The sequence below is a fragment of the Paenirhodobacter hankyongi genome (genome assembly GCF_003664585.1).
GTDB classification, from domain to species: domain Bacteria; phylum Pseudomonadota; class Alphaproteobacteria; order Rhodobacterales; family Rhodobacteraceae; genus Rhodobacter; species Rhodobacter hankyongi.
In genome coordinates this window covers 211,124-237,871 of the sequence record NZ_RCHI01000006.1, presented here as the reverse complement: position 1 = coordinate 237,871, position 26,748 = coordinate 211,124, and the positions used below count along the sequence as shown (strand labels likewise).

The following is a 26,748-nucleotide window of genomic DNA, read 5'->3' as shown; positions in this document are numbered from 1 at the left end:
CCCTAGTGAGCGATATGCTACGGTCCGCGTCGCTTGCGACCAAACCGCCCGCATATCTCTTCAGATATCCGTCAATGTCAAAGAGCACGGAAAGGCAAACGCGGCCATCAAAGGCTTGATCTGTCGATCCCTTCAACCGTCAGCGCCGATCCGTTTCCGTTTCGAGGCTTTCAGCGACCGTCGCGGTGTGTTCCGCTTCGGTGAGGGGCGTTCTACGGCTGCACGCCGACCTCCGCAAGCGGATTTTTTGCAGAACTGTCATTTTTCCCGGGTAACCCTTGTTTTGTTGTGCGTTTTTTGTGCGGCCTGCATTTCGCGAGGCCAGTCTTGGCATGGAATGCGCGACTTATCCACAGGGGACGGGCAAACTTCGCCGGCCGAAGCCCCCGGAATCGCCCCCTGACGACTCGCCGAGTCCACGCCGCCGCGCGGCGCAGGCCCCTTCCCCGCCCCCCGGAAAATGAAAAAGCCGGGCACAAGGCCCGGCCAGATTCGTCCCTCGAGTCGCAGCTCAGCGCAGCAGGCGACCGCGCACCTTCCACGCCCCGGGCAGCAGCATCGCGACATAGATCAGGTCGACGATCACCATCAGCAGCCAGAAGCGGGTGAAGATCATCCCCATGCCGATCACCGTGCCCATCAGCAGGGCCCCCACGCCCCAGCGCGGCACCCGCAGCGCCTTGGGCGAGAAGGTCGGCAGGCGCGAGATCATCAGAACCCCCACGAGGCCCAGCCAGAAAGCCACGACCATCGGTGCGCCTCGCGCATCAAGGAGCCCCGAGAAGCTCAGATAGACCGGCAGCAGCGCCAGCATCGCGCCGGCCGGTGCCGGCACTCCGGTGAAATGGGTCTTGCCCGCCCCATCCTCGCCGCGCATCACGTTGAACCGCGCCAGGCGCAGGCAACAGGCGGCGGCGAAGACCAGCACCAGCACCCAGCCCATCGCATTCACCTCGCCAAGCGCGAAGCGATAGACCAGGAGGCCCGGCGCCACACCAAAGCACAGGAAGTCGGACAGGCTGTCGAGCTCGGCCCCGAATTCCGAGGTCGCCCGCAGCCGCCGCGCGATCAGCCCGTCCATGCCGTCGATCAGCGCCGACAGCAGCACCAGCACCACGGCCGTCTCGAACTGCGCCACCATCGTGTAGCGGATCGAGGTGAGCCCGAGGCACATCCCCGCGATCGTCACGAGGTTGGGCAGAAGCAACAGGAACGGCATCTGTTCGCGCTCGCGCGGCTCCATCTCAGCGCTCCCCGCCCGTGCGCGCGGCCTCGTCCGAGGCAAGATCGGCGATCACCGTCTCGCCGGCGATCATCGTCTGACCGATGCAGACGAGCGGGTTCACCCCCTCGGGCAGGTAGATATCAAGCCGCGAGCCGAAACGGATCAGGCCGAATCGTTCGCCGCTCATCAGCGCCTGGCCTTCCTTGACCTCACACAGGATCCGCCGCGCCACGAGGCCCGCGATCTGCACCACGCCATAGCGGCGCCCGTCGGCAGTCTCGACCGCAAGGCCGTTGCGCTCGTTGTCCGAGCTGGCCTTGTCGAGCGAGGCATTCAGGAACTTGCCCGGCCGATAGGCGATGCGGGTGATGCGGCCGGCGAGCGGCAGCCGGTTCACATGGCAGTTGAACACCGACATGAAGACCGAGACCCGGGTCATCGGCGCGTCGCCAAGCCCCAGTTCCGCCGGCGGCACCGCGGGCTCGAGCAGCGAGACCACGCCATCGGCGGGCGAGACCATGAGCCCCTCGCGCGCGGGCGTCACCCGCACCGGGTCGCGGAAGAAGTAATAGCACCAGACCGTCAGCCCGGTGCCAAGCCAGCCGAGCGGCCCCCAGATCAGGAACAGCACAAGCGTGATGCCGGCGAAGATGGCGACGAACTTCCGCCCCTCCGGGTGCATCGGCTTGATGAAGGTGGAAAGCATCGATACGGACATGCGCCTGCCTTGTGTTATGGTTCTTTTGCCCTGTTTCTACCGCAAAGCGCGGATCATGGAAACAGCCAGGCCGTCCCCTGCCCCGCGGCCGCTGCGGCACAATGAAAAACGCGGCCCCGAGGGACCGCGTTTTCCGAATGCAATGGTCTGAAGATCAGCGCTTCGAGAACTGGAAGGACCGACGGGCTTTCGCCTTGCCGTACTTCTTGCGTTCGACGACGCGCGAGTCGCGGGTCAGGAAGCCAGCGGCCTTCAGCGGCGCGCGCAGCGCCGGTTCGTGCAGCTGCAGCGCCTTCGAGATGCCGTGCTTCACCGCACCGGCCTGGCCCGAGAGGCCGCCACCGGCGACGGTCGCGACGACGTCATACTGGCCTTCGACGCCAGCGACGCCGAACGGCTGGTTCACGATCAGCTGCAGCACCGGACGGGCGAAATACACCGCCATGTCCTTGCCGTTGACGGTGATCTTGCCCGAGCCGGGCTTGACCCAGACGCGGGCGACCGCGTCCTTGCGCTTGCCGGTGGCATAGGCGCGGTTCAGCGAATCGCGCTGCGCTTCGCGGGTGACCGGGGCTTCGGCGGTCGCCACGGCGACGCCCGACACGGCCGACTTCAGATCGTCGAGGGACTTGAGTTCTTCGGCCATGATCAGCTCCGGGTGTTCTTCTTGTTCAGGACCTTGACGTCCAGAACTTCAGGCTGTTGGGCTTCATGCGGATGCTCGGTGCCGGCGTAGACGCGCAGGTTCGACATCTGCGCACGGCCAAGGCGGTTGCGCGAGATCATGCGCTCGACAGCCTTGATCACGACGCGCTCGGGGTGAGCGCCTTCGAGCACCTGACGCGCGGTGCGGAACTTGATCCCGCCCGGGTGGTTGGTGTGCCAGTAGTAGCGCTTGTCTTCACGCTTCGTGCCCGTCATCTGCACCTTGTCGGCGTTGATGATGATCACGTTGTCGCCCATGTCCATGTGCGGGGTGAAGGTCGGCTTGTGCTTGCCACGCAGGCGCATGGCAACGATCGTGGCGAGGCGGCCCAGAACGACGCCCTCGGCGTCGATCAGGATCCACTTCTTCTCGATCTCCGCCGGTTTCGCGGTATAGGTTTTCATTTCGATCGCCCTTTGAAGGGTTGTGGAATTCGGATGCCGGCTTTTGCGCGATCGGCGTCCGAAAATCAAGCCCACTGCGCGCCATTTTTCAACGCGAAATCAGTGGCTTAAAAAATTGGTATCAAGATACCCCACAAAATCGCCGCGAGTCACCCCTTCGGCGGGATCGAATAGGTCATCGACGACCGCGCAACGGGCGCCGCCTCCCCTTCCGAGAAGATCAGCACATCCCCCACAGCGAGCACCCGGCCAAGCTTCAGAAGCCGCGCCCGCGCGATCAGGTCACGCCCCGCCGCGGGCTTGCGCATGAAGTCGATCGAAGCGCCGGTGGTGACGGCAAGCGCCACCGGTCCGATCCGGCTCAGGATCGCGAGCCAGACCGAGACATCGGCGAGCGCGAACATCGTCGGCCCCGAGACCGTGCCGCCCGGGCGCAGGTGCAGCTCGCCCACCTTCAGCCGCACGACCAGCTCCTCGCCCACGCTCTCGATCACGAAATCCTCCGCAACCTGCGGGAATTCCTCTTCCATGAAGGCGGCAAGCCGCGCCTCGTCCATCGCGATTTCCATCTTTCCTCCCCGGATCTCCCTCCCTAGAGTTTTCCCGACAGGGAGGAATTTCAATGACGGATCTCGTAGAACTCGAGCGACGTGGCGTCGTCGCGCATCTGACGATGAACGCCCCGGGCAGCCTGAACGCATTGTCGGACGCGATGCTCGCCGCGCTGAAGGCGCGCTTCACCGAGCTGGGCGAGGACGGCTCGGTCAAGGTCGTGGTGCTGAAAGGCGCCGGCAAGGCCTTCTGCGCCGGCCATGACCTGAAGGAGATGCAGGCGGGCCGGCAGGCGCCCGACAAGGGCCGGGCCTATTTCGCCGATCTCTTCTTCCGCTGCGCCGAGGTGATGCAGATGATCCCCGCGCTGCCGCAGCCGGTGATCGCCGAGGTGCATGGCATTGCCACCGCCGCCGGCTGCCAGCTTGTCGCCAGCTGCGACCTCGCCGTCGCCGCCGAGGGCACGCGTTTTGGCGTGAACGGGGTGAACATCGGGCTCTTCTGCTCGACACCGATGGTGGCACTGTCGCGCAACGTGCCGCGCAAGGTCGCCTTCGAGATGCTGACGACGGGCGAATTCATCGACGCGCCCCGCGCCCGCGAGGTCGGCCTGATCAACCGCATCGCCCCGCACGAGGCGCTCGCGGCCGAAACCGGACGCCTGGCCGAAACCCTCGCCGCCAAGCTCGGCGCGGCGGTGAAGATCGGCAAGCGCGCCTTCTACGACCAGATGAGCCTCGATCTCGCCGCAGCCTATGAACACACCGCCGCCGTGATGGTCGAGAACATGCTCTGGCGCGACACCGAGGAAGGGATCAGCGCCTTCATCGAGAAGCGCAAACCCGACTGGGCGGTCTGAAACCGCGGCCGCGAGGGGGCGCTGCCCCCTCGGCCCTGACGGGCCTCACCCCCGAGGTATTTCCGGCAAGGAGAAAATGCGCCCCCTCCCGCGGAGACCCTGCGTGGTCGCGAAAGGACGACGTCCTTTCCGCCTCAGCCCAGCTGCGCAAGCCCCGGGAAGGTTTCCAGAAGCCAGAAGCTGATTGCCGAGAAGGCATTCGTCAGCAGCAAGAGCCCGACGATCACCAGAAGCGCGCCCATGCCCTTCTCGATCAGCCCCATATGGCGCTTGATCCGGTTCATCACCCCGATTGCGCGCTGGATGAAGATCGCGGCCAGCAGGAAGGGAATGCCCAGCCCCGCCGCATAGACCGCAAGCAGCCCGGTGCCGCGTGCAAGATCGCCGCCCTGTGCCGCGATCGACAGGATCGCGCCCAGCTGCGGCCCGATGCAGGGGGTCCAGCCGAAGGCGAAGGCAAGGCCCAGCACATAGGCGCCGAGACTCGAGCCGCCCTGCTCGCCCGCGTCGAGCCGCGCCTCGCGGTCGAGGATCGGGATCCGGTAAAGGCCAAGGAAATGCAGCCCGAGCCCGATGATCACCGCCCCTGCGATGCGGCCGAAGAGCTCCTGGTTCGACAGGAAGAACTGGCCGAAGGCCGAGGCGGCAAAGCCCATCAGCAGGAAGACGGTCGAAAGCCCCAGCACGAAGAACAGCGCCGGCAGCACGGCCGAGCCGCGCCCCTCGCGCAGATCGCCCATGCTGACCCCGCCCATATAGGCAAGGTAGGGCGGCACGATCGGCAGCACGCAGGGGCTGAGGAAGGACAGGAGCCCCGCCACCAGCGCGACCAGCGCGGCGGGCAGGAAGGCGGCGTCGATGAGGTCAATTCCGAACATGCCTCTCCTTAGCATCCCCGCCTCCGCCCGTCACCCGCGCACCACTCACAAGCGCGTGGACAAATCGGCACGCCGCGGCTAGCCCGGTTGCATGGACATCGCCACCACCATCGACGCGCGGGGCCTGCTGTGCCCGCTGCCCGTCCTGCGCCTGCGCAAGGTGCTTGCCGCCCTGCCCGCGGGCGCGGTGGTCGAATTGCTGGCGACCGATGGCGCGAGCTGGATCGACGTGCCGCATTTCTGCACCCAGGGCGGGCACGTCCTGATCTCGGCCGAGGACAGGCCCGGGCTGCGCTACCTCGTCCGCAAGGGTTGACGCGGAGCGAAAAACGCCGGGCACTGGGCCCGGCGTTCATCATCTCATTTGCGATCGGATCAGGCCGACCACCAGCCACGGCGCTTCGGTCCGGTCTCGGCCGCGGCGTCCTCGCCGGGCATTTCCGCCGGCAGTTCGGCCGGAGCCTCGACCGGGGTCTCGATCATCGGCGCGGCGGGCGCCTCGACCGGGGCCTCGACAGGCGCCTCCGACGGCGGGGCGACGGGCGCCTCGACCGGGGTCTCGGCCGGCGTCGCGGGCTCGGTCGCGCCCGCCTCGGGCGCCGCGTCCGCGACCGGCTCGACCACCTTCTTGCGCGAGCGGCTGCTCGTCTTCTTCGGCGCGGGGGCGGCCTCGCCCTCCTCGCCCTCGGCCTTCACCGTCTTCTTGCGCGACGACGAGGTTTTCGGCGCCGCGGATTTCGAGGTCGACGACTTCGCGCTGCTCGAGCGCGAGCGGGTCAACTTCTTCGGCGCCTCTTCGGCCGGAGCCTCGGCGACCTCGGCCTCGGCCACCGGCGCCTCGACCGGAGCAGTTTCCGCCACTTCGGCCAGCGCTTCGGCCGGAGCCTCGACCGGCGCTTGCGTCGGCACCTCGGGCAGGCTCACCTCGGCCAGCGCCGCGGCAGCCGCAGCACGCGCCGCGTCCTCGGCGGCCTCGTCATCGTCTTCCGGGGCCTCCTCGTCGGACGCCTCGGCACCCTCTTCGCCCTCGTCCTCGGCCTCAGAGGCCTCGCCCGACGCCGCTGCGCCCGCGCCAGACTTCTTCTTCCGCCGACGCCGGCGCTTCTTCTTCTTCGGCTGGTCGTCGCCCTCACCGATCTCGGCCGCGCCCTCCTCGATCTCCGCCTCGGCCTCGGTCTCGACCTCCGCCTCGAGCTCTTCGAGATCTTCGTCCTCGTCGATCTCCGCCTCGTCGATCTCGGCCATCAGCTCGGCGGTTGCATGAACCGCCTGGCTCATCGGGTCGGGCACGACACGGGTCGCGGTCTTGAACTTCTCGATCGAGAAGTCGGGGCTGACCAGCGTCGGGTCAGCCTCGAGCCGCACCGCCATGCCATAACGCGCCTCGATCCCGGCGATATGCTCGCGCTTGGCGTTCATCAGGTAGTTCGCCACCGCGACCGGGCATTTCACCAGCACTTCGCGCGAACGCTTGCGGGTGCCCTCTTCCTCGATCGCGCGCAGCACCTGCAGCGCGAGGCTGTCGTCCGAGCGGATGAGCCCGGTGCCGTGGCAATGCGGGCAGGGCTGCGTGGTCGATTCCAGCATCCCCGGACGCAGCCGCTGCCGGCTCATCTCCATCAGGCCGAAGCCCGAGATCCGGCCCACCTGGATGCGGGCACGGTCGGTCTTGAGCTTTTCCTTCATCCGCTTCTCGACGGCGGCGTTGTTCTTGCGCTCTTCCATGTCGATGAAGTCGATGACGATCAGACCGGCCAGGTCGCGCAGGCGCAGCTGTCGGGCGACCTCGTCGGCGGCCTCGAGGTTGGTCTTCAGCGCCGTGTCCTCGATCGAGCCTTCCTTGGTGGCCCGGCCCGAGTTCACGTCGATGGCGACCAGCGCCTCGGTCACGCCGATGACGATGTAGCCGCCCGATTTCAGCTGCACGACCGGGTTGAACATCGAGGAGAGATAGCTTTCCACCTGGAAGCGCGCGAAGAGCGGCAGCTGCTCGCGGTAGTTGGTGACGCTTTTCGCGTGGGACGGCATGATCATCTTCATGAAGTCCTTGGCCACGCGATAGCCGCGCTCGCCCTCGACCAGCACCTCGTCGATGTCCTTCGAGTAGAGGTCGCGGATCGAGCGCTTGATCAGGTCGCCTTCCTCGTAGATCGGCGCCGGCGCGATCGAGCGCAGCGTGAGCTCGCGGATCTGCTCCCACAGCCGCATCAGGTATTCATAGTCGCGGCGGATCTCGGTCTTGGTGCGCTGCGCGCCCGCGGTGCGGATGATCAGCCCGGCGCCCTGCGGCACCTCGAGCTCGGAGGCGATCTCCTTCAGCTTCTTGCGGTCGGCGGCATTGGTGATCTTGCGCGAGATGCCACCGCCCCGGGCGGTGTTCGGCATCAGCACGCAATAGCGGCCGGCGAGCGACAGATAGGTGGTCAGCGCCGCACCCTTGTTGCCGCGCTCTTCCTTCACCACCTGCACCAGCATGATCTGGCGCACCTTGATGACTTCCTGGATCTTGTAGCGGCGCGGACGCGGCTTGCGCGGCGCGTGGATCTCTTCGTGGACGTCTTCCTCGGCGACGGATTCGATGCCGTCATCGGCCGAGGCGGCGCCGTCCTCGTCGCTGCTGTCCTCGTCACCCGCCTCGTCGGCGGCCTCGGTGACCTCCTCCGGCTGCGCGACCGGCGCGAGGTCTTCGGCCACGGGCGCTTCCACCTCGGGGGCCACGACCTCTGCCGCGAGCGGCGCGGCGATCAGCGCCTCGCCCTCGGCCGCCTCGGTGTCGAGATCGACCAGCGCCATGCCGGGGATATCCTCGGAGCGGACGACCGCATCGGTCTCGGCCACCTTCTCGGCCTTGGCCGAGCTGCGCGAGCGCGACCGCGACCGGCGCGAACGCGACTTCGTCTCCTCGGCCTCTTCGGCCTCGGCATAGGCGCGCTCTTCCTCGAGCAGGGCCTGACGGTCGGCGACCGGGATCTGGTAGTAATCGGGGTGAATTTCGGCGAAGGCCAGGAAGCCGTGGCGGTTGCCGCCGTAATCGACAAAAGCGGCCTGGAGCGAAGGCTCCACCCGCGTCACTTTTGCCAGGTAGATGTTTCCGGCGAGCTGCCGCTTGTTGATGGTCTCAAAGTCGAATTCCTCGACCTTGTTGCCGTCCACCACCACGACGCGGGTTTCCTCCGCGTGGGTGGCATCGATGAGCATTTTCTTTGCCATGTATCCAGGTTCCACATGCCCGCGGCCGCCCCTCCCCGGGGGGAGAGGCGGCACGGACATGGTTTTTCGTTGAGGCGAGCGCGGGCACCGAAAAGCCGGCGGCGGCGGCCAAAGGCCCGCCCGTCATCACCAGCCCGTCCTGTCCACGCGTCATCGCGGTTCTTTCCCAAGTGCGGGGGGGAGCCCCGTCACCCAATTGAAACCCCCGCGGATCAAGGCCTTGGGGGCAAGAGAGCGGCCTTTCGGCCAATCGGTTGATCCGGGCGCGAAGGCGCCATCGCGCACTTCCTGGCCCCGAAATCAGCGAAATCCGTGGGCGAAACGCCAAGAGGCAGCGCCGCGCCGACATGAAACGACAATAGCCGCGCGGCCGCGGCAATGACAATCGCTTTTTCGTCGCGGGGCGGCGGAGCGGGGCACGCGCCCCACGACTGCCGAAGAAGGGGGCGCTGCCCCCTCGGGCTGCGCCCTCACCCCCGGGATATTTGCGGCAATTGGAAGCGGAAGGGGCAGCGCGGACCGTGGGCCGCACCGCCCCCTCAGATCCTGCCCCTCAGATGTAGTCCTGACGGGTCAGGCCGTATTTCGCCATCTTCTCGTTCAGCGTGCGGCGCGGCAGGCAGAGTTCATCCATCACCGCAGAGATCGAGCCCTTGTGCCGGCGCATCGTGTTGTCGATCAGCATCTTCTCGAAGTTCTCGACATATTCCTTCAGCGGCTTGCCCTCGGTGGTCATCGCCGGGCCTGCCTCCTCGTTGTCGGCCATCAGCAGCGAGGCGATCGAGCCCGAGCCGCGACGCGCCTGCAGCACGGCGCGTTCGGCCACGTTGATCAGCTGGCGCACGTTGCCGGGCCAGGGCGCCTGCAGGAGCTGCGCCGCCTCCTGCGCCGAGACCTCGGGCGCGTCGCAGCCGTATTCCTCGGCGAATTGCTCGGTCATGCGGGTGAAGATGGTCAGGATATCTTCGCCGCGCGCGCGCAGCGGCGGCAGGGTGATCTTGTGCGCGGCAAGGCGGAAATAGAGGTCGGGGCGCAGCGCGTCCTCGAGCGTGCGGCCCTCGCCATGGGCGTTGCACACGGCAAGGATCCGGGTCTCGGCCGGCGTGCCCTGCTCGTTGATGAAGGTCAGGAGCCGCGCCTGCAGCGACTGGCTCAGCGCCTCGACATCCTCGAGCACCAGCGTGCCGCCGCGCGCCTCCTCGACGAGCGGCAGCGAGCCGCCTTCCTCGACCGGGCCGAAGAGCTTTGCCGTCAGCGCCTCCTCGGCATAGGCGGCGCAGCTGACCACGACGAATTTCTTGCCCGCGCGCGGGCCGGTCGCGTGCAGGGCAAGCGCCACAAGGGACTTGCCGGTGCCGGTCTCGCCGTCGATCAGCACGTGGCCGTCGGCCTGGCTGAGGTCGAGAATGTCCTCGCGCAGCCGCTCCATCGCCGCCGAGGTGCCGATCAGCTTGCCCATCACCTGCGCCCCCTCGGCGAGGTCGCGGCGCAAGGCGCGATTGTCGAGCGTCATCCGCCGCGCCTGCGTCGCGCGTTTGGCAAGCTCGGTCATCCGGTCTGGGTTGAAGGGCTTCTCCATGAAGTCCATGGCGCCAAGCCGCATCGCCTCGACCGCCATCGGCACGTCGCCATGGCCGGTGATCATGATCACCGGCAGCCCGCTGTCGATCCCCATCAGGCGCTTGAGAAACGCCATCCCGTCCATCCCCGGCATCCGGATGTCGGAGATCACCACCCCCGGCCAGTCCGTGCCGATCACCTTCAGCGCCTCCTCGGCGCTCGCATAGGTCTCCGTGTCGAAGCCCGAGAGCGCCAGCCACTGGCTCACCGACTGGCGCATGTCTTCCTCGTCGTCGACGATCGCCACCTTCATCATCCGTGCCATGTGCTACTCCGCTGCCTTTGCGCCCCTGGGCGCCGTCGTGTCCTCCGAGATCAGCGGCAGCTGCATCTCGAAGACCGCGCCCCCTTCCTCGGCATTATGTGCGGTCAGCCGACCGCCGAAATCGCTGACAATCGAGGAAGAGATCGCAAGGCCCAGCCCCGTCCCCTCCCCCGGTTTCTTCGTCGTCCAGAACGGCTCGAACAGCTTTTGCAGATCCGAGATCCCGGGCCCGTTGTCGCGCACGCCCAGCACCGCCGTCTCGCCGGTGGCGAGGATCAGCTCGATCGCCGGCTCCGCCCGCCCCTTGGTCGCATCAAGCGCGTTGCGCAGAAGGTTGATGATCACCTGTTCAAGGCGGATCCGGTCGGCCATCACCATCACCGGCTCGCGCGGCAACACCCGGGTGATGCGCACCGTGCGCGCCTTCAGCTGCGGCTCCATCATCGCGAGCGCCGAGCTGATCGCGGCGCGCAGATCGACCGGCTCGAAGGCCTCGCCGCCCTTGCGGGCATAGGATTTCAGCTGCCGGGTGATCGCGCCCATCCGCTCGATCAGGTCGTCGATGCGCTGGAACGAGCTCAGCGCCTCTTCGGTGCGGGCGCGCTGAAGCAACAGCCGCGCGCCGGCAAGATAGGTCTTCATCGCGGCAAGCGGCTGGTTCAGCTCGTGGCTGACCGCGGCCGACATCTCGCCAAGCGCCGCGAGCTTCGAGGATTGCGCCAGCGTCTGCTCGGCGACGGCCAGATCCTTCTGCACCTTCTCGCGCTCGGCGATCTCGCGGCTCAGCCGTGCGTTCAGCGCCCGCAGATCGGCCGATTCGCGGCGATAGGCGAGCGATTGCACCCGTGCGCGCCGCGACAGCACGTAGAACCCGGCGGCGAGCAGGATCGCAAAGCCCATGATCTCCATCGCGAGGACGGCATTCACCTTCTCGCGCACCGATTCGTAGCTGGTGAAGGCGATCATCCGCCAGCCGCGGAAGGGGATGCGGGTCTCGGTGCGCATCACCGCCTGGCCCTTGAGATAGGCGTCGGGCGGTTCGTTCGCCCAATCGGCGGTGACCTGCAGCGCGCGCTCGATCGCGGTCGGGGCCGAGCGCGCCGACAGCGCCTCGGCCACCGTCAGCCCGCGCCATTTCGGCTCGGTCGTCAGGATGATCCGCCCCTCGCTGTCGGTCACCGCGACCGCGTCCGAGATCCCCGCCCAGGAGCGCTCGAACTTCGACAGCTCGGCCTCGACGACGATCACCCCGATCGCCTTGCCATCGGCGACCAGCGCGCGGGAATAGTCGAACTCCGTCGCTCCGGTCGCGGCAGAGGCCGCGGTGAAGATCGTCTCGCGCGAGCGCTGCGCCTCGACGAAGAACGGCTCGCTCGCATAGGAGGTGCCCAGCAGGTTGCGGTTCGTCGCCGCCACCACCCGCCCGCTCATGTCGAGAAGCCGGATCGAGGCCGCCGCGATATCCTCGCGCGCCGAGATCAGCTGCGCCGAACTTTTCGAGAAATCCCCGGTCTCGAGCGCATTGGTCAGCACCGGATCGCGCGCCAGCAGCAGCGGCACCACCGAGGTGCGCTGCAGCTCGGACAGGATGTTGCCGGAGTAAAGCGCCAGACGCAGCTCGGTGCGCACCCGTGTCGTCTCGGTGAAGCGCTCGGTCAGCCAGGCGTTGGTCGACCAGATCACCGCCACCGCGACGATGACCACACCGACAGCGGCAATGCGGCTGACAAATCGGCGTCTTCCGCGCCGGTCGGGCTCGGGGGGGCTCGTCTGATCTGTGCTCATGCGTCTTGCGGGCATGGCGCCAATCTAGGCCGAAGGCGCCGGGCCAACAAGGCGGGGGCGATCACGCCGCCGCCATCCCCGAGCTCAACGCGCGGAAAAGCGCCGCCCCGTCGGTGCCGCCCTGCGCGGGCTCCACCACCCGCTCGGGGTGCGGCATCATGCCCAGCACCCGGCGGTTCGCGCTCAGCACGCCGGCGATGTCGTCGGTCGCGCCATTCGGGTTCTCGACATAGCGGAAAGCCACGCGATCCTCGCCCTGAAGCTGCTTCAGCCCCTCGGCGTCGATCTGGTAATTGCCCTCGGCATGGGCGATCGGGATCAGGATCTCCTGCCCCTTGTCATAGCCCGAGGTGAAGGCGCTGTCCGCCGTGGTCACCGTCAGCGCAACGGGCTTCGAGATGAACTTGAGCCCGGCGTTGCGCATCAGCGCGCCCGGCAGCAGCCCCATCTCGGTCAGCACCTGGAAGCCGTTGCAGACGCCCAGCACATAACCGCCGCGCTGCGCGAAATCGACCACCGCCTGCCCGATCGGCGAGCGCGAGGCGATCGCGCCGCAGCGCAGGTAGTCGCCGAAGGAAAACCCGCCCGGAATGCCGATGACGTCGATCCCCGCAGGCAGCTCGGTCTCCTTGTGCCAGACCTTCACCACCTCGTCGCCCGCCTTGGCAAAGGCGTCAAAGAGGTCACGGTCGCAGTTCGACCCGGGAAAGGTGATGACGGCGGCTTTCATCGCGGGGGCACTCCTGCTTTCATCTTGCCCAAAATACCTCGGGGGTGCGGGGGCAGCGCCCCCGCCCGCCGGGGATCAGGCGATCTCGACGGTGTATTTCTCGATCACGGTGTTGGCGAGCAGCTTCTCGCACATCGCCTTGACCTCGGCTTCCGCCGCGGCCGTGTCGGTCGCGGCGAGATCGAGCTCGATCACCTTGCCCTGACGCACGGCCGCGACCCCCGAGAAGCCCATGTGGCCAAGCGCGGCACGCACGGCCTCGCCCTGCGGGTCGAGCACCCCATCCTTCAGCATGACATGAACACGGGCCTTCATCGCGGGCGCTCCTCAGTTGATCAGGGTGGGCTTCATCGGCTCGGGATTGGTCGGCAGCACGCCAAGACGCTTCGCCACCTCGGTATAGGCATCCGTCAGGCTGCCCAGATCGCGGCGGAACACGTCCTTGTCGAGATGCGCGCCGGTCTTCACGTCCCACAGCCGGCAGCTGTCGGGCGAGATCTCGTCGGCGACGACCAGGCGCATGAAATCGCCATCCCAGACCCGGCCGATCTCGATCTTGAAATCGACGAGCTTGATGCCGACGCCATAGAACACGCCGGCGAGGAAGTCGTTCACCCGCAGCGCAAGCGAGACGATATCGTCAAGATCCTGCTGGTTCGCCCAGCCGAAGGCGACGATGTATTCCTCGGGGACCAGCGGGTCGCCGAGCGCGTCGTTCTTGTAGCTGTATTCGACGATCGGGCGCGGCAGGGCGGTGCCCTCTTCCATGCCCAGACGTTTCGCGATCGAGCCGGCGGCGAAGTTGCGCACGATCACCTCGAGCGGGATGATCTCGACCTGGCGGATCAGCTGCTCGCGCATGTTCAGGCGGCGGATGAAGTGGTTCGGGATGCCGATGTTGGTCAGCCCCTGCATGAAGAACTCGCACAGGCGGTTGTTCAGCACGCCCTTGCCCTCGATCGTCGCTTTCTTCTGCGCGTTGAAGGCGGTGGCGTCATCCTTGAAGTACTGCACGAGCGTGCCCGGCTCCGGGCCTTCATACAGGATCTTCGCTTTGCCTTCGTAGATCTTCTTGCGGCGCGGTGACATGGGCATGGTTCCTTCTGCGGCCCGGCTGCCCCGGGGGCAGCTCCCCTGGGCCCGCACCGGGCGAACGGGCGCAGGGCCCTTTGGGCCCCTATAGGACAAGGCTTGCGGCGCCGCAAGGCAAAGGCGCGCGGCCTTGCGGTTTTGGCCGCCAACATTCGCGTGCGCAGCATTAGCGCTAGCGGTCGCGCTGCGCCGATCTGCACCCTTGAAGTGGCCCGCCGAGGCGGGCATATGTCAACCTAAGGGCAACCAATTTCCCGGGGGGACACGGCCATGACCACCTTTGACGACCGCGAACAGGCATATGAATCCAAGTTCGCCCATGACACCGACAAGCGCTTCCGCGAGGGCGCACGCGCGGTGAAGATGGTCGCACTCTGGGCCGCCGAGATGATGGGCAAGGCCGACGAGGAGGCCGATGCCTATGTCACCTCGCTGCTGACCGCCGACTTCTTCGAGGCCGGCAAGGAAGACGTGGTGCGCAAGCTGGTGGCTGACCTCGGCCCGCGCGCCGACGAGGCGACGGTGCGGGCGAAACTCGCCGAGGCGCTCGCCGCCGCCGCGAAGCAGATCGCCGAGGGCTGATCCGGAGCCGAGGCTCCGTCGATTGCGCAAGACGCCCTCCGGCGCAGCTGCCGGAGGGTTTTTCACATCCGCGCCCGTGTCCCCTGCCCCGCAAGGTCGGGCCTCCGCGCCGCACAGGAAGTGACACCATGCCTGCCGAGACCCTCGCCCGCCTGCTTGCCGCGCGCGATGTGCTGCTGACCGACGGCCTGCCCGAGCGCGGCCCCGCAGGCCTCGCGCTCGAGCGCGGCGCGCCCGCGGCCTTCGCCGCCCCCGCCCGGATCCAGGCGGTGGCAAAGGCCGCGATCGACGCGGGCGCCGACCTGATCCGCACGAACTCGGCCGGCGCCAATGCCTCGCGGCTGCGCCCCCACGGCGCTCAGGCCCGCGCGGCGGTGCTCAGCCGCATGGCGGCCGAGATCGCGCAGGAGGCCGCCGAGCGCAGCGAGCGTCGGGTAGTCGTCGCCGGCGCGATCGGGCCGACGGGCGAGATCTTCGCGCCGATGGGCACGCTGCGCCACGCGCTCGCCGTCGAGATCTTCCACGAACAGGCCGAGGCATTGCGCGACGGCGGCGCCAGCGTGCTGTGGCTGGGCGGGTTCGCCGCGCTCGAGGAACTGGCGGCGGCGGCCGAGGCTGCGCAGCGCGCCGGACTCAGCTGGTGCGGCACGATGCGCTTCGACAGTGCCGGGCGCACGCTGATGGGCCTTGCCCCCGCCCCCTTCGCGGCGCAGGCCGGCGCGCTGGCGCCGCAGCCCGAGGCGCTTGGCGCCGAAGGGCCGGGGCCGGCGCGGCTGCTGCACACGCTGCTCACCCTTTGCGCGGCGGGCGTCGAACACCCGCTGATTGCCCAGGCCGATGCGCAGGCCGATGCGCTGACCGAGGACGGCACCGAAAGCGATCCGCGGCGGATGGCGGAATTCGCCCGACTCGCGCGAGACGCGGGCGCGCGGATCATCGGCGGCGGTGCCGGGCTGACGGCGGCGCATCTCGGGGCGATGCGCGAGGCGCTGGAAACCACCGCCCGCGACGCGCGCCCGACGCATGACGAGATCACCGCGCGGCTTGGCGCGGCCCAGCCGATCACTGCCGCGCGCCGCGCCTAGAACAGCTCGAGCTGATCGCCCGCCCGCGGCGGCGGCGCAAAACGCGTGACATCGAGCGCGGGAAGCGGCCGGTCGAACCCGAGCCGGCGACACGAGAGCGCATAGCGCTGCGCCAGCAGCTCGGCCTCGGTGCCTTCGCCGGTCATCCGGCTGCCGAAGCGCGGGTCGTTCAGCCGCCCGCCGCGGAAGGCCGCGATCGCGTTCAGCACCCGCTCGGCCCGCGCCGGATACTGGCGCTGCAGCCAGTCGGCAAAGAGCGGTGCCACCTCGTTGGGCAGGCGCAAGGGGATCATCGCTGCCGCCTGCGCCCCCGCCCGCCGCGCCTCGGTCAGGATCGCCTCGAGCGCGTGATCGGTCAGCCCCGGGATGATCGGCGCCGCCATCACCCGCACCGGCACCCCGGCACGCGACAGCTCGCGCATCATCCGCAGCCGGGTGCGCGGCGCGGGCGCGCGCGGCTCCATCTTGCGCGCCAGCTCGTCGTCGAGCGTGGTCAGGCTGACGCCCACATGCACCAGGCCGCGCTCTGCCATGCCGGCCAGAAGGTCGAGATCGCGCAGGATGCCCGCGCCGCGGGTGGTGATCGCCACCGGGTGGTTGAAGGCATCAAGCACCTCGAGCAGACCGCGCATCACCCCCATCTTCGACTCGATCGGCTGATAGGGGTCGGTCGAGGTGCCGATGGCGATCGGCGCCACCTGATAGCCCTTGCGCCGCAGCTCTCGCTCGAGCACCGCGGGCGCCTCGGGCTTGGCCACCAGCCGGGTCTCGAAATCGAGCCCCGCCGACAAGCCCAGATAGCCGTGCGAAGGCCGCGCGAAGCAATAGATGCAGCCATGCTCGCAGCCCCGATAGGGGTTGATCGAGCGGTCGAAGGCCAGATCGGGGCTGTCGTTGCGGGTGATGATGCTGCGCGGATGCTCGATGCTGACCTCGGTGCGCAACAGCACCTCATCCTCGGGCAGATCCCAGCCGTCGGGCTCCCACAGCCGCTCGTAGGGCTCGAACCGGCCGGCGGGGCGGCTCGCGGCGCCGCGCGCCTTGAGGCGCGTGCGCGGATCGGCGGGAGGCAGGATCAGGGGCAGCTCGGTCATGCGCGGAATCTGGAACGAAACAAGAACGTTTTCAAGTCGATTCGCGCGCACTCAAGCGTGAAGCGCAATCTGATGCTGCGGGTGCACCGGGGGCTTTTCCTTTGCCTCGCGCGCGCCCATAGTAAACGGCAGGAGGCCCGCGATGGAACCGATACCCCTGCCCCATTTCCTGTTGCTGATCTGCGCCGTGATCCTGGCCGCCGGCGCGACGCTGTGGATGGCCGCGAAGGCGGGGGTGCCGCTTGCGGCTCTGGCCATCGCGCTTCTGGGCGCGGCGGCACTGGCGCGGCTGCTCGCCCGGGTCGAATAGCCCGGGCCGGGCCGTCTCATTCGTCGAGCTCGGCATCCCAATAGAGAAAGTCGATCCAGCTGTCGTGCAGGTGCCCCGGCGGGAAGCGCCGCCCGGCCTCGTGCATCTCTGCGGGCGTCGGCGCCCGCGGAACCCGCTTCAGCCGCAACCCCGAGGCGCGCAGCGGCTTGTTCGCCTTCTTCAGGTTGCACGGCGCACAGGCCGCGACGACATTCTCCCAGCTCGTCACGCCCCCCTTCGAGCGCGGCACGACATGGTCGAAGGTCAGATCCCCCTTCGAACCGCAATACTGGCAGCAAAAACCGTCCCGCAGAAAAAGATTGAAGCGCGTGAAAGCCACGCGCTTCTGGGGACGGACATATTCTTTCAGCACGACCACCGAGGGGATGCGTATCGCCTCTCTTTGCGAGCGCACCACCTCGTCATATTCGGCGAGGATCGCGACCCGGTCGAGGCAGACCGCCTTGATCGTCTCCTGCCAGGGCCAGAGCGACAGCGGGTAATAGCTGAGCGGCCGGAAATCGGCGTTCAGCACCAGCGCCGGATAATGGCGCAGCGCCGATGGCTCGCGCACGAATTGCGTTCGGAAATCCGACCTGTCTCCATGGTCCAGCATGCGCACCCCACTTCCGCCCTGTCGCCGATCCGGCACCGGGGCGGGGAGCCCCGCCCCTGCCATACCTCAACTATATATGGCGTTCCGAGTCTGGCAAGCATCGCGATCTGCGACCTCGCCGCCATGCAGCATGGATGGCATGGCAGCGCGACAGGGATATGACAGCTGCCCGTTTTCCGGGCAAGGCGCGGATCAGCCGGGCAGATACTGCTTGAGGAAGGCCAGCGCCACGCTCAGCCCGTCGGGCGAAATGCCATGGCCCGTGCCCTTCATCACATGCCCATAGGTCTCGAACCCGGCCGCCACCAGCGCGTCGCCCGCCACGCTCATCTCCTCGAAGGGCACCATCGGATCGGCGTCGCCATGCAGCAACAGCACCGGCGGTCTCGACACCGCCTCGGCCGCCAGCGCCTCGGGCCGCAGCAGCCGCCCCGAGAAGGCGACGACGCAGGCGACCGGCTCGGCCCGCCGCGGCGCGACCTCGAGCGACATCATCGTGCCCTGCGAAAAGCCCACCAGCGCCAGCTGCGACGGGCTCAGCCCCTCGGCCGCCAGCAGACCGTCGAGAAAGGCGTTCAGATCCTCGGCCGCGCGCGCCGCCCCCTCGGCCGCCTGCTCCATGGTCGAGCCGTCGAGCCGCGGGATCGGGAACCACTGCCGACCGAAGGGATTGCCGGCGCAGGGCTCGGGCGCGTCGGGGGCAACGAAGAGCGTGTCCGGCAGATGCGGCGCGAGCGGCTCGGCGAGGCCAAGCAGATCCGCCCCGTCGGCGCCATAGCCGTGCAGGAAGACGACGAGCGATTTCACCTCGCCCGATTGCGGCGCGACGCGCCCCGATTTCAGCTCGCGCGTCATGGCGCCACTCCTTCTCGTTGTTTCATCGCGGCATACCAGGCCCAGAGCCCGCGCGCCGCAACCGCCCGCCAGGGCGACCAGGCGGCAGCAAGGTCATTGAAGGCGCGCCGCTTCGGCCGCTCGGGCAGACCGAAGAGCAGCCGCGCCGCCTCGGCCAGCGCCAGATCGTCGACGGCAAAGACATCGGCCCGGCCAAGCGCAAAGATCAGATACATCTCGACGGTCCAGCGCCCGATGCCGGGAAGCGGCAGCAACGTCGCGATCACCTCCTCGTCCGGAAGCATCCGCAGCGCATCGAAGTCGATGCCCGAGCCCGCCAGCGCCTGCAGATAGCGCACCTTCTGCCGCGACAGGCCGCAGCCGCGCAGAGCGTCCTCCGAGGCCGAGACCAGCGCCGCCTCGCCCCCGAACCCCGCCGCCAGCACCTTGGCCCGGATCGCGTTCGCCGCCGCAACCGAGACCTGCTGGCCGATGATCGCATCGCGCAGCGCCTCGAACCCGTCGGCACGGCGGCGCAGCGGCCAGGGGCCGGTGGTCTCGAGCGCGCGCGCAAAGGCCGGCTCGCGCGCCGCAAGCCAGGCCGCGCCCTCGGCCACGTCGTCCTCGGTGGTGATGATCCGTCCAACCATGGCGCCCACCCTGCCCGATTGTCGCGACGCTTGCCAGCCCCCGCGCGGAAGGCTAGGCCTTTCGCCATGACCGATCTCGCCTCCTCCCCCGCCGGCCCCGACGCGCGCGAAAAGCGCAATGTCGCCGTCCTCGTGCTCGCCCAGGCTTTCCTTGGCGCGCAGATGTCGATGATCTTCACCGTGGGCGGGCTTGCCGGCCAGTCGCTGGCGCCGAACCCGTGTTTCTCGACGCTGCCGCTGTCGATGATCGTGCTCGGCTCGGTGCTCTCGGCGCAGCCGATGTCGGAATTCATGGCGGCGAAGGGGCGGCGCGCGGGCTTCATCCTGTCGACGGTGGCGGGCGGGATCGGCGCGGCGATCGCGGCCTATGCGCTCTACATCGGCTCCTTCGCGCTCTTCATGGCGGGATCGGCGCTCACCGGCGTCTACATGTCGGCGCAGGGCTTCTATCGCTTTGCCGCGACCGATGGCGCCAGCCCCGAGTTCCAGCCGAAGGCGATCTCCTACGTGATGGCCGGCGGGCTCGCCGCGGCGATCATCGGCCCATTCTTGGCACAGTATACCGAGCAGGCGATGGTGGTGCCGTTCATGGCAACCTATCTCGCGATCATCGTCATCAACCTGCTGGGGCCGGTCCTCTTCGCCTTTCTCGACATCCCGGCCCCCGGCCGGCGGGCGAAGGGCGTCGCCCATCCGGGCCGCAGCCGGCGCGAGCTCCTGAAGGACCCGGTGATCGCAGTGGCGATGATCTGCGGCATGGTCAGCTATGCGCTGATGAACCTGGTCATGACCTCGACCCCGCTCGCCGTTGTTGGTTGCGGCTTCGGAGAACAAAAGGCATTTATTGTCTCTGCCCATATTTGGGCGATGTATATCCCCTCGTTCTTCACCGGCCATCTGATCGCGCGCTTCGGCAAGGAGATGATCGTCGGCATCGGCTTGGTGATCCTGGCCGCCTCGGGCGCGGTGGCGATGAGCGGGGTCGAGATCGAGAAGTTCTTCCTGGCACTGATGCTGCTGGGGCTCGGCTGGAACTTCGGCTTCATCGGCTCGACCGCGATGCTCGCCTCGGCGCATACCGCCGACGAGCGCGGCCATGTGCAGGGGATGAACGATTTCGTCGTCTTCGGCGGCGTGTTCCTCGCCTCGCTCAGCTCGGGCAGCCTGATGAACTGCGCCTCGGCGGGCGATCCGCAGGCGGGCTGGCAGGCGGTGAACCTGGCCATGCTGCCCTTCCTGACGCTGGCCGGTGCGGCGCTGATCTGGCTGGTGCTGCGACCGAAGGAAACGCGGTAAGAAAGGGGGGGCGCTGCCCCCCCTCGGCCTGCCCCCCGGGATATTGCTGCGATTGGAAGACCTGAGGGGACTTTGGCCCCGGGCCCGATCGCGCCGGAGGATTGGCGAGGCGCGGAGGGCGCGCCCCGCCCTGTAGGGTCAGCCGCGCAGAGCGCGGATGCGGGCGGCAAGCGCGCGGGTCGAGCCGTCCTTGCCGGCGCCGTCCGAGCGGCCGTCGAGCACCGGGGCGAGGGCGAGCGCAAGCTCCTTGCCAAGCTCGACGCCCCATTGATCGAAGCTGTTGATGCCGAGGATCACCCCCTCGACGAAGACCCGGTGTTCATAAAGCGCGATGATGCCGCCCAGCGTGAAGGGCGTCAGCTTGTTGAACAGCAGCGTCGTCGAGGGCCGGTTGCCCGGGAAGACGCGGTGGCGTGCCTGACGCTCGAGCTCGGCGCCGGTCAGCCCCTTCTTGCGCAGGATCTCGGTCGCCTCGGCCAGCGAGCGGCCGCGCAACAGCGCCTCCGATTGCGCGAGGCAATTCGCGACGAGCAGCAGGTGCTGATGCTCGAGATCGGGCTCGCGCCCGGTCGCGGCCACCAGGAACTCGCAGGGGATCACCCGTGTGCCCTGATGGATCAGCTGATAGAAGGCGTGCTGGCCGTTGGTGCCCGGCTCGCCCCAGACCACCGGGCCCGAATTATAGGGCAGGTCCGCGCCATCCATGCTGACGCGCTTGCCGTTGCTCTCCATCTCGAGCTGCTGGAGATAGGCGGGCAGCCGGGCAAGGCGCTGTTCATAGGGCAGCACAGCGCGGGTGGCATGGCCCAGAACCTGATTGTGCCAGATGCCCACGAGGGCGAGCAGCACCGGCAGATTCTCGGCGAAGGGTGCCTCGCGGAAATGGCGATCCATCGCGGCGGCGCCGGCGTGGAACTCGGCGAAATAGCCCGGGCCGACGGCGAGCATCAGGCTCAGCCCGATCGGCGACCAGACCGAATAGCGCCCGCCGACCCAATCCTCGAAGCCGAAGACGCGGGACGGATCGATGCCGAAGGCGGCGGTCTTGTCGACGGCCGAGGAGATCGCGGCGAATTGCGCGGCGGGGTTGGCGACCTTTGCCGCCATCCATTTGCGCGCGGTTTCGGCGTTGGTCATCGTCTCGATCGTGGTGAAGGTTTTTGACGCGACGATGACGAGCGTCGTTTCCGGGTTCAGCCCCTTCAGCGTGTCATGGATATGCGCGCCATCGACGTTCGAGACGAAATGGCAGCGCGGCCCGTCGGCGAAGGACGACAGCGCCAGCGTGGCCATCGCCGGGCCGAGGTCGGAGCCGCCGATGCCGATATTGACGACATCGGTGATCGCGCCCCCCTGCCCGGTGAAGCGGCCCGCACGCACCTCCTCGGCGAAGGTCTGCATCCGGCCGAGCGTGGCGCGCACCTCGGGCATCACGTCGCGCCCGTCGACCGAGACCTCGGCCGCCATGTTGCGCCAGGCGGTGTGCAGGACGGCGCGATTCTCCGTCTCGTTGATCTTCGCGCCGGAGAACATCGCGGCCCGTTTCTCCGCAACGCCGCAGCGTTCGGCCAGCGCAACCAGCAGGTCGCGCGCGGTTTCGTCGATGGAGGTCTTGGAATAATCGAACAGGAATTCGCCGAATTCCGCACTGAACTCGGCGGCGCGATTGTCATTTTCGAACAATTCCCGGATCTGCCGGTCTTTCGTCGCGGCAGCGTGGGAGAGCAGGTCGTCAAAGCGGTTCATCATGGGGCCCAATGGATGGTGGCGGTGTTCAGAACGATGCGGACCGGGGCCTCGACCTCGGACAGATGCGCCGCACGGTCGAGGGCGGCTCGCTTTTCGTCGCCGGTGATGAGAATGTGGCAGTGCATCGCCGTGCGCAAGGCCGGAGCGGTGAGGGTGATGCGCGGCTCGCCCGCCGTCTCGGCGCGCAGCGCCATCAGCACCGGCGCCTCGGGCGAAAGCGCCTCGGAGAGCCGGTCGGCGCCGGGGAAAAGCGAGGCGGTGTGCATGTCCGCCCCCATGCCGAGCAGAAGCACGGTGATCGGCAGCACCGCGGCGACGCCCGCGGCAAGCGCGTCAAGCCGGTCCTCGGGGCGGGGCGCGGGGGCGTAAAGCGGCACCAGCCGCGCCGCGGCCGCGCGGTCGCGCAAGAGCCGCTCGCGCACAAGCCGGGTGTTCGAGCGCGGGTTGTCCTCGGCCACCCAGCGTTCGTCGTTGAGCAGCACCGAGACGTTTTCCCAGTCGAGCGCCACCCCCGAGAGGATGTCGAAGACCGGCCCCGGCGTGGTGCCGCCCGGCACGCACAGCACCGCCCGCCCCTCGCGCGAAAGCGCCTCGCGCAGCTGCGAGGTGATGGTGTCGGCCAGCGCCACCATGAGCATCTCGCGGTCGGGGTAGGTAACGAGGTTCATTCGCGGATCTCGCGCCAGCGCCGGCCGTCGCGGTGCATCAGCATCAGCGCGTCCTCGGGGCCGGAGGAGCCCGAATCATAGGGCTGCGGCCGGTCGCCCCGCGCCTCCCAGCCGGCAATGATCGGGTCGGTCCAGGCCCAGGCCGCCTCGACCTCGTCGCCGCGCATGAACAGCGTCTGGTTGCCGCGGATCACATCCATGATGAGGCGTTCATAGGCGTCGGGGATATCGGCCCCCTCCTCGCCCAGAGCCTCGGCGAAGGACATGTCGAGCGGCACCTGCACCAGGCGCATGCCGCCCGGCCCCGGCTCCTTGATCATCACCTTGAGGTTCATCCCCTCGTTCGGCTGCAGCCGGATCACCAGCACATTCTCGCGCCAGCTGTCGTCGGCCTCGTCGAAGATCGAATGCGGCGGCTGCTTGAAGGTGATGGCGATTTCCGAGGTGCGCGCGCGCAACCGCTTGCCGGTGCGCAGATAGAAGGGCGTGCCCTGCCAGCGCCAGTTCGCCACCTGCACCTTCAGCGCGATGTAGCTTTCCGAACGGCTGTCGGGGTTCTCGACATCCTCGACATAGCCGCGCCGCGCCGGGTCGCCCTTCACCGGCAGGTATTGGCCGCGCACGATGTCGGATTGCGCCGCGGGCTGCAGCGCGCGGATCACCTTCAGCTTCTCGTCGCGCACCGCGTCCGGGTCGAAGTGATAGGGCGGCTCCATCGCGATCAGGCACAGGAGCTGCATCATGTGGTTCTGCACCATGTCGCGCATCGCGCCCGAGCGGTCGTAATAGCCGCCACGCCCGCCCACGCCCACGGTCTCGGCCACGGTGATCTGCACGTGGTCGACATATTGGCTGTTCCACAGCGGCTCGAACAGGATGTTGGCAAAGCGCACCGCCATCAGGTTCTGCACCGTCTCCTTCCCGAGGTAATGGTCGATGCGGTAGATCTGATGCTCGTCGAAATGCGCGGCCAGCGTGGCGTTCAGCGCCTGCGCCGAGGCCAGATCGCGACCGAAGGGCTTTTCGACCACGATGCGCGAGTCGTCGGTGGTGATGCCATGGCCGTGCAGCCGCTCGGCCAGATCGCCGAACAGCGACGGCGCCACCGAGAAGTAGAAGGCGTTCACCACGCCCGGCCGGATCAGCGCCTTCAGCTCCTGCCAGCCGCTGGTGCCGTTGGCATCGACCGGGACATAGTCGACGCAGCGCAGGAAGGCCTCGATCTGCTCGGGGTCACGTTTCGCCGCCCCCACATGTTCGGCGATCGCGGTCCGGGTCAGGGCGCGGAACCCCTCGGCATCGAGATCGGTGCGGGCAGCGCCGATGATCCGCGCCTCGGGCGGGATCTGCCCGGCGAAGAAGCGCCGGTAGAGTGCGGGCAGGATCTTGCGGGTGGACAGATCGCCGGTGGCACCAAAGACCACCACGTCGAACGGGTCCACCGGGATGACGCGCGAAACCATGAACCTCTCCGATGTTAGCGCTAACTGTCAGCGTTCTAGCGACGCTTTGCGCAACAGTCTAGTCCTGCCGCAGCCGAGTTCAAAGCGGTTTGAAAGGTCAGGTGCCGACCTGCGCCAGAAAGTCGCCAAGCGCACGCGGATCGGGCGCAAGCTCGGTCGCCAGATCGCCGGCGAAGTCGAGGAAGGCCGTGCGCGTCGCCGGCGGCACCGAAATCAGCACCGGATGCCCGGCCTCGAGCGCGGCGGCGATCAGCGCGCGGCTGCCGTGGCCTTCGCTTTCCTGCTTGCCGAACTTGTTCAGGATCAGCGGCGCACCGGGCGCGGCCGCCGCAAGCGCCGCGGTGGTGGTCATCACTGCCGCCTCAAGCGCGCCGGCATCGAGCGTGCAGGCATCGGCGCCCGCGCCCAGCGATTGCGAGATCGGCGCGACCTCGCCCGAGGGGTAAAGCCGCAGCGCCATCTCGCAGGCGCGCGCGGCCGGCAGCTCGGCGCGGACCATGGCGACGACCGGGCGCCCCGCGGCCTCGAGATCCGCGGCGAAATCGGCGAGCAGCCGATCCGCCTCGCCCCTCTCGGCAATCGTCACGAAGCCCAGCATCACGCCTCCAGCACCTTGCCCAACCGCGGCAGCTTGGCGCGTTTGAGCAGCGGCCGCAACGGCTGCGGCACGCCCGACAGCCGCTCGGCCTCGGCCCGCACCGCCTCGACCACCTCGGCCACGGGTTCGGGGCTGTCCGACCACAGCGCCCAGAGGAAGCCGTCCGGGTCGCGCCGCTCGATCCCCTCGGCGGCCAGCGTCGCACGCGGAAAATCGACGGCGTTGAAGGTCACGATGGCATCGGCCGAACCCGCGATCGCGGCCGCCAGAACATGCACGTCATTCGGATCGGGCAGCACGAGCCGCGCCTCGAGCGCCGGTTTCGGCGCCACCTCGGCGCGCGGGAAGGCCGCGCGCAGCGCCGCCACCTCGCCGCGCGCGATCACCTCGTCCGCCGGCCCCAGCCGGGCCGCGGCGCGCGCCCATTCCTCCAGAATGCGCGCCGACCACAACGGCGTGTAGAGCCCGCGCCGCGCCACGCCGATCAGGATCTCGCGCAGCACGGTCGGATAGAGCACGCAGGCGTCGAGCAGGATCTTCATCAGTCGAGCCGGAAGAACAGTGCCTTCAGATAGCCCGACTCGGCGAGCTGCGGCAGCATCGGGTGATCGGGGCCGGCATAGCCGGTGTGCAGAAGTTGCGGCCGGCGCCCGCCGCGACCGATGCCGCGGCTCGAGGCGGCGCGGAACTGTTCGAGATCGGCCGCGTGCGAGCACGAGCACAGCGCCAGGAAACCGCCCGGCGCGACGAGCGGCGCGGCCAGACGCGCCACCCGCTCATAGGCCCGCAACCCGGCCTGCAGCGCGGGTTTCGCCGGCGCGAAGGCCGGCGGGTCGCAGATCACCAGATCGAATTGCGCGCCCTCGGCGGCCAGCGCCTCGAGCGTGGCGAAGGCGTCGCCCTGACGGGTCGCGAAACGCGCGCCCTGCCCCATCGCCTCGGCGCCCTGCGCGGCCAGCCCCAGCGCCGCGGCCGAGGCATCGACCGACAGCGCCGACTCGGCCCCGCCCGCAAGACAGGCCAGCGCAAAGCCGCCCACATGCGAGAAGACATCGAGCACCCGCGCCCCCTTTGCCAGTCGCGCGGCAAAGGCATGGTTCGGGCGCTGATCGAAGAACAGCCCGGTCTTCTGCCCGCCCAGAACGTCGGCCATGTAGATCGCGCCGTTCATCGGCACCTCGATCGGACCCTCGATCGCGCCCTGCAGCACCACCGTCTCCTCGTTCAGCCCCTCGAGGCTGCGCGAGCGGCCCGAGCCGTTCTTGACGATGGCGGTCACCCCCGCGACCTCGGTCAGCGCCGCAGCGATGTCCCCGATCATCGCCTCGGACCAGGCGGCGTTCGGCTGCACCACCGCGACATCGCCGAAACGGTCGATGATGACGCCGGGCAGCCCATCCGACTCGGCATGGACCAGGCGGTAGAAGGGGGCATCGAACAGCCGCGCGCGCAGCTCGAGCGCACGGGCGATGCGCGCCGCGATCCAGGCACGGTCGATCACCGCCTCGGCATTGCGGTCGAGCACCCGACCGATGATCTTCGAGTTCGGGTTGACGGTGACGGTGGCGAGCGGCCGGCGCTCGGCATCCTCGAGCGTGGCGATGGTGCCGGGGGTCAGCGCCTGCGTGCGCCGGTCGGTGACCAGCTCATCGGCATAGACCCAAGGGAAGCCGTGGCGGATCGCACGCGCCTCGGCCTTGGGACGCAGCCGCACCACGGGACGCGTCTGCGGAAGATCGGTGTCGGACATCGGAAGGCC

Annotated in this window: 28 protein-coding genes; 6 read left to right on the top strand and 22 right to left on the bottom strand. The window is 68.4% G+C overall.

The annotated features are described in order from the left end of the window. Window positions 1–511: 511 nt before the first annotated feature. The 5 genes from pssA to DYS74_RS08880 form a co-directional block, all read right to left on the bottom strand. Window positions 512–1,243, bottom strand: coding sequence for a CDP-diacylglycerol--serine O-phosphatidyltransferase (gene pssA / locus DYS74_RS08900; RefSeq protein WP_121532966.1), 732 nt, complete (start codon window positions 1,241–1,243; stop codon window positions 512–514). Window position 1,244: 1 nt separating this feature from the next. Continuing rightward, window positions 1,245–1,961, bottom strand: coding sequence for a phosphatidylserine decarboxylase (locus DYS74_RS08895; RefSeq protein ID WP_342769155.1), 717 nt, complete (start codon window positions 1,959–1,961; stop codon window positions 1,245–1,247). A gap of 136 nt (window positions 1,962–2,097) precedes the next feature. After that, a complete protein-coding gene (gene rpsI / locus DYS74_RS08890) occupies window positions 2,098–2,589 on the bottom strand; it encodes a 30S ribosomal protein S9 (RefSeq protein ID WP_121532962.1) in 492 nt (163 codons plus the stop codon). Between the two features lie 2 nt (window positions 2,590–2,591). Continuing rightward, on the bottom strand, window positions 2,592–3,053 hold the full coding sequence (gene rplM, locus DYS74_RS08885) for a 50S ribosomal protein L13 (RefSeq protein ID WP_113899086.1): 462 nt from the start codon (window positions 3,051–3,053) through the stop codon (window positions 2,592–2,594). Between the two features lie 149 nt (window positions 3,054–3,202). Beyond that, window positions 3,203–3,622: a PaaI family thioesterase gene (locus DYS74_RS08880; RefSeq protein WP_121532960.1), complete on the bottom strand. Its 420-nt coding sequence runs from the start codon at window positions 3,620–3,622 to the stop codon at window positions 3,203–3,205. 53 nt (window positions 3,623–3,675) lie between these two features. Here DYS74_RS08880 and DYS74_RS08875 point away from each other — a divergent pair, with 53 nt between their 5' ends. Continuing rightward, window positions 3,676–4,464 (top strand): enoyl-CoA hydratase, encoded by a 789-nt coding sequence (locus DYS74_RS08875; protein WP_121532958.1) that lies wholly within the window; start codon window positions 3,676–3,678, stop codon window positions 4,462–4,464. A gap of 134 nt (window positions 4,465–4,598) precedes the next feature. Here DYS74_RS08875 and DYS74_RS08870 read toward each other — a convergent pair whose 3' ends face one another. Further along, window positions 4,599–5,342, bottom strand: coding sequence for a cytochrome c biogenesis CcdA family protein (locus DYS74_RS08870; RefSeq protein ID WP_121532956.1), 744 nt, complete (start codon window positions 5,340–5,342; stop codon window positions 4,599–4,601). Between the two features lie 91 nt (window positions 5,343–5,433). Between DYS74_RS08870 and DYS74_RS08865 the strand changes: the two genes are divergently transcribed. After that, on the top strand, window positions 5,434–5,658 hold the full coding sequence (locus DYS74_RS08865; protein WP_121532954.1) for a sulfurtransferase TusA family protein: 225 nt from the start codon (window positions 5,434–5,436) through the stop codon (window positions 5,656–5,658). A gap of 59 nt (window positions 5,659–5,717) precedes the next feature. On the opposite strand, the gene DYS74_RS08860 is transcribed toward DYS74_RS08865, so the two are convergent. The 6 genes from DYS74_RS08860 to purC all read right to left on the bottom strand — a co-directional run bounded on the left by DYS74_RS08860 (window position 5,718) and on the right by purC (window position 14,041). Then, window positions 5,718–8,552, bottom strand: coding sequence for a ribonuclease E/G (locus DYS74_RS08860; protein WP_121532952.1), 2,835 nt, complete (start codon window positions 8,550–8,552; stop codon window positions 5,718–5,720). A 553-nt stretch (window positions 8,553–9,105) separates the two neighbouring features. Next, window positions 9,106–10,437: a sigma-54-dependent transcriptional regulator gene (locus DYS74_RS08855; protein WP_121532950.1), complete on the bottom strand. Its 1,332-nt coding sequence runs from the start codon at window positions 10,435–10,437 to the stop codon at window positions 9,106–9,108. A 3-nt stretch (window positions 10,438–10,440) separates the two neighbouring features. Then, a complete protein-coding gene (locus tag DYS74_RS08850; RefSeq protein WP_121532948.1) occupies window positions 10,441–12,222 on the bottom strand; it encodes a sensor histidine kinase in 1,782 nt (593 codons plus the stop codon). Between the two features lie 61 nt (window positions 12,223–12,283). After that, window positions 12,284–12,952 (bottom strand): phosphoribosylformylglycinamidine synthase subunit PurQ, encoded by a 669-nt coding sequence (purQ, locus tag DYS74_RS08845; RefSeq protein ID WP_121532946.1) that lies wholly within the window; start codon window positions 12,950–12,952, stop codon window positions 12,284–12,286. A 75-nt stretch (window positions 12,953–13,027) separates the two neighbouring features. Beyond that, window positions 13,028–13,267 carry a phosphoribosylformylglycinamidine synthase subunit PurS gene (gene purS, locus DYS74_RS08840; RefSeq protein ID WP_121532944.1) on the bottom strand — a complete coding sequence of 80 codons (240 nt, stop codon included), beginning with the start codon at window positions 13,265–13,267 and terminating at the stop codon, window positions 13,028–13,030. A gap of 12 nt (window positions 13,268–13,279) precedes the next feature. Further along, complete coding sequence (gene purC, locus DYS74_RS08835; protein ID WP_121532942.1) at window positions 13,280–14,041, bottom strand: phosphoribosylaminoimidazolesuccinocarboxamide synthase; 762 nt, start codon at window positions 14,039–14,041, stop codon at window positions 13,280–13,282. 273 nt (window positions 14,042–14,314) lie between these two features. Here purC and DYS74_RS08830 point away from each other — a divergent pair, with 273 nt between their 5' ends. Both DYS74_RS08830 and DYS74_RS08825 read left to right on the top strand, forming a co-directional pair. Next, complete coding sequence (locus DYS74_RS08830; RefSeq protein ID WP_121532940.1) at window positions 14,315–14,626, top strand: DUF1476 domain-containing protein; 312 nt, start codon at window positions 14,315–14,317, stop codon at window positions 14,624–14,626. 128 nt (window positions 14,627–14,754) lie between these two features. Further along, complete coding sequence (locus DYS74_RS08825; protein WP_121532938.1) at window positions 14,755–15,711, top strand: homocysteine S-methyltransferase family protein; 957 nt, start codon at window positions 14,755–14,757, stop codon at window positions 15,709–15,711. Here the strand turns inward: DYS74_RS08825 and DYS74_RS08820 are convergent. Further along, window positions 15,708–16,805 (bottom strand): PA0069 family radical SAM protein, encoded by a 1,098-nt coding sequence (locus DYS74_RS08820; protein ID WP_121532936.1) that lies wholly within the window; start codon window positions 16,803–16,805, stop codon window positions 15,708–15,710. The genes DYS74_RS08825 and DYS74_RS08820 overlap by 4 nt on opposite strands. A gap of 142 nt (window positions 16,806–16,947) precedes the next feature. Here DYS74_RS08820 and DYS74_RS18655 point away from each other — a divergent pair, with 142 nt between their 5' ends. Further along, the gene (locus tag DYS74_RS18655; RefSeq protein ID WP_183077489.1) at window positions 16,948–17,115 is read left to right on the top strand and encodes a hypothetical protein; all 168 of its coding nucleotides are present in this window, start codon (window positions 16,948–16,950) and stop codon (window positions 17,113–17,115) included. 16 nt (window positions 17,116–17,131) lie between these two features. Here the strand turns inward: DYS74_RS18655 and DYS74_RS08815 are convergent, their stop codons facing one another. From DYS74_RS08815 to DYS74_RS08805, 3 genes are all read right to left on the bottom strand, one after another. After that, on the bottom strand, window positions 17,132–17,731 hold the full coding sequence (locus tag DYS74_RS08815) for an HNH endonuclease (RefSeq protein WP_121532934.1): 600 nt from the start codon (window positions 17,729–17,731) through the stop codon (window positions 17,132–17,134). 192 nt (window positions 17,732–17,923) lie between these two features. Beyond that, window positions 17,924–18,586 carry an alpha/beta hydrolase gene (locus tag DYS74_RS08810; protein WP_121532932.1) on the bottom strand — a complete coding sequence of 221 codons (663 nt, stop codon included), beginning with the start codon at window positions 18,584–18,586 and terminating at the stop codon, window positions 17,924–17,926. Then, window positions 18,583–19,215: a DNA-3-methyladenine glycosylase family protein gene (locus DYS74_RS08805; protein WP_121532930.1), complete on the bottom strand. Its 633-nt coding sequence runs from the start codon at window positions 19,213–19,215 to the stop codon at window positions 18,583–18,585. Before DYS74_RS08805 ends, DYS74_RS08810 begins: the two co-directional genes overlap by 4 nt. Before the next feature lie 66 nt (window positions 19,216–19,281). Between DYS74_RS08805 and DYS74_RS08800 the strand changes: the two genes are divergently transcribed. Then, entirely contained in the window at window positions 19,282–20,511 is a 1,230-nt protein-coding gene (locus DYS74_RS08800) for an MFS transporter (RefSeq protein WP_121532928.1), read from the top strand. 138 nt (window positions 20,512–20,649) lie between these two features. On the opposite strand, the gene pgi is transcribed toward DYS74_RS08800, so the two are convergent. From pgi to DYS74_RS08770, 6 genes are all read right to left on the bottom strand, one after another. Then, window positions 20,650–22,257: a glucose-6-phosphate isomerase gene (pgi, locus tag DYS74_RS08795; RefSeq protein WP_394342949.1), complete on the bottom strand. Its 1,608-nt coding sequence runs from the start codon at window positions 22,255–22,257 to the stop codon at window positions 20,650–20,652. Beyond that, a complete protein-coding gene (gene pgl, locus DYS74_RS08790) occupies window positions 22,257–22,928 on the bottom strand; it encodes a 6-phosphogluconolactonase (protein ID WP_121532924.1) in 672 nt (223 codons plus the stop codon). The genes pgi and pgl overlap by 1 nt, the downstream gene beginning before the upstream one ends. Then, entirely contained in the window at window positions 22,925–24,391 is a 1,467-nt protein-coding gene (gene zwf, locus DYS74_RS08785; protein ID WP_121532922.1) for a glucose-6-phosphate dehydrogenase, read from the bottom strand. The genes pgl and zwf overlap by 4 nt, the downstream gene beginning before the upstream one ends. Before the next feature lie 97 nt (window positions 24,392–24,488). Further along, window positions 24,489–24,989, bottom strand: coding sequence for a DUF2478 domain-containing protein (locus DYS74_RS08780; RefSeq protein ID WP_121532920.1), 501 nt, complete (start codon window positions 24,987–24,989; stop codon window positions 24,489–24,491). Beyond that, entirely contained in the window at window positions 24,989–25,531 is a 543-nt protein-coding gene (locus DYS74_RS08775) for an RSP_2648 family PIN domain-containing protein (protein ID WP_121532918.1), read from the bottom strand. The genes DYS74_RS08780 and DYS74_RS08775 overlap by 1 nt, the downstream gene beginning before the upstream one ends. Beyond that, on the bottom strand, window positions 25,531–26,739 hold the full coding sequence (locus tag DYS74_RS08770; RefSeq protein WP_121532916.1) for an RSP_2647 family RNA methyltransferase: 1,209 nt from the start codon (window positions 26,737–26,739) through the stop codon (window positions 25,531–25,533). The genes DYS74_RS08775 and DYS74_RS08770 overlap by 1 nt, the downstream gene beginning before the upstream one ends. Window positions 26,740–26,748: the final 9 nt, after the last annotated feature.

What these genes read in the sequence shown, in the direction of transcription:
- pssA (WP_121532966.1), bottom strand. Translation starts at nt 1,243, where the DNA reads ATGGAGCCGCGCGAGCGCGAACAGATGCCGTTCCTGTTGCTTCTGCCC.
- rpsI (WP_121532962.1), bottom strand. Translation starts at nt 2,589, where the DNA reads ATGGCCGAAGAACTCAAGTCCCTCGACGATCTGAAGTCGGCCGTGTCG.
- rplM (WP_113899086.1), bottom strand. Translation starts at nt 3,053, where the DNA reads ATGAAAACCTATACCGCGAAACCGGCGGAGATCGAGAAGAAGTGGATC.
- DYS74_RS08880 (WP_121532960.1), bottom strand. Translation starts at nt 3,622, where the DNA reads ATGGAAATCGCGATGGACGAGGCGCGGCTTGCCGCCTTCATGGAAGAG.
- DYS74_RS08875 (WP_121532958.1), top strand. Translation starts at nt 3,676, where the DNA reads ATGACGGATCTCGTAGAACTCGAGCGACGTGGCGTCGTCGCGCATCTG.
- DYS74_RS08870 (WP_121532956.1), bottom strand. Translation starts at nt 5,342, where the DNA reads ATGTTCGGAATTGACCTCATCGACGCCGCCTTCCTGCCCGCCGCGCTG.
- DYS74_RS08865 (WP_121532954.1), top strand. Translation starts at nt 5,434, where the DNA reads ATGGACATCGCCACCACCATCGACGCGCGGGGCCTGCTGTGCCCGCTG.
- DYS74_RS08860 (WP_121532952.1), bottom strand. Translation starts at nt 8,552, where the DNA reads ATGGCAAAGAAAATGCTCATCGATGCCACCCACGCGGAGGAAACCCGC.
- DYS74_RS08855 (WP_121532950.1), bottom strand. Translation starts at nt 10,437, where the DNA reads ATGGCACGGATGATGAAGGTGGCGATCGTCGACGACGAGGAAGACATG.
- DYS74_RS08850 (WP_121532948.1), bottom strand. Translation starts at nt 12,222, where the DNA reads ATGAGCACAGATCAGACGAGCCCCCCCGAGCCCGACCGGCGCGGAAGA.
- purQ (WP_121532946.1), bottom strand. Translation starts at nt 12,952, where the DNA reads ATGAAAGCCGCCGTCATCACCTTTCCCGGGTCGAACTGCGACCGTGAC.
- purS (WP_121532944.1), bottom strand. Translation starts at nt 13,267, where the DNA reads ATGAAGGCCCGTGTTCATGTCATGCTGAAGGATGGGGTGCTCGACCCG.
- purC (WP_121532942.1), bottom strand. Translation starts at nt 14,041, where the DNA reads ATGTCACCGCGCCGCAAGAAGATCTACGAAGGCAAAGCGAAGATCCTG.
- DYS74_RS08830 (WP_121532940.1), top strand. Translation starts at nt 14,315, where the DNA reads ATGACCACCTTTGACGACCGCGAACAGGCATATGAATCCAAGTTCGCC.
- DYS74_RS08825 (WP_121532938.1), top strand. Translation starts at nt 14,755, where the DNA reads ATGCCTGCCGAGACCCTCGCCCGCCTGCTTGCCGCGCGCGATGTGCTG.
- DYS74_RS08820 (WP_121532936.1), bottom strand. Translation starts at nt 16,805, where the DNA reads ATGACCGAGCTGCCCCTGATCCTGCCTCCCGCCGATCCGCGCACGCGC.
- DYS74_RS18655 (WP_183077489.1), top strand. Translation starts at nt 16,948, where the DNA reads ATGGAACCGATACCCCTGCCCCATTTCCTGTTGCTGATCTGCGCCGTG.
- DYS74_RS08815 (WP_121532934.1), bottom strand. Translation starts at nt 17,731, where the DNA reads ATGCTGGACCATGGAGACAGGTCGGATTTCCGAACGCAATTCGTGCGC.
- DYS74_RS08810 (WP_121532932.1), bottom strand. Translation starts at nt 18,586, where the DNA reads ATGACGCGCGAGCTGAAATCGGGGCGCGTCGCGCCGCAATCGGGCGAG.
- DYS74_RS08805 (WP_121532930.1), bottom strand. Translation starts at nt 19,215, where the DNA reads ATGGTTGGACGGATCATCACCACCGAGGACGACGTGGCCGAGGGCGCG.
- DYS74_RS08800 (WP_121532928.1), top strand. Translation starts at nt 19,282, where the DNA reads ATGACCGATCTCGCCTCCTCCCCCGCCGGCCCCGACGCGCGCGAAAAG.
- pgi (WP_394342949.1), bottom strand. Translation starts at nt 22,257, where the DNA reads ATGAACCGCTTTGACGACCTGCTCTCCCACGCTGCCGCGACGAAAGAC.
- pgl (WP_121532924.1), bottom strand. Translation starts at nt 22,928, where the DNA reads ATGAACCTCGTTACCTACCCCGACCGCGAGATGCTCATGGTGGCGCTG.
- zwf (WP_121532922.1), bottom strand. Translation starts at nt 24,391, where the DNA reads ATGGTTTCGCGCGTCATCCCGGTGGACCCGTTCGACGTGGTGGTCTTT.
- DYS74_RS08780 (WP_121532920.1), bottom strand. Translation starts at nt 24,989, where the DNA reads ATGCTGGGCTTCGTGACGATTGCCGAGAGGGGCGAGGCGGATCGGCTG.
- DYS74_RS08775 (WP_121532918.1), bottom strand. Translation starts at nt 25,531, where the DNA reads ATGAAGATCCTGCTCGACGCCTGCGTGCTCTATCCGACCGTGCTGCGC.
- DYS74_RS08770 (WP_121532916.1), bottom strand. Translation starts at nt 26,739, where the DNA reads ATGTCCGACACCGATCTTCCGCAGACGCGTCCCGTGGTGCGGCTGCGT.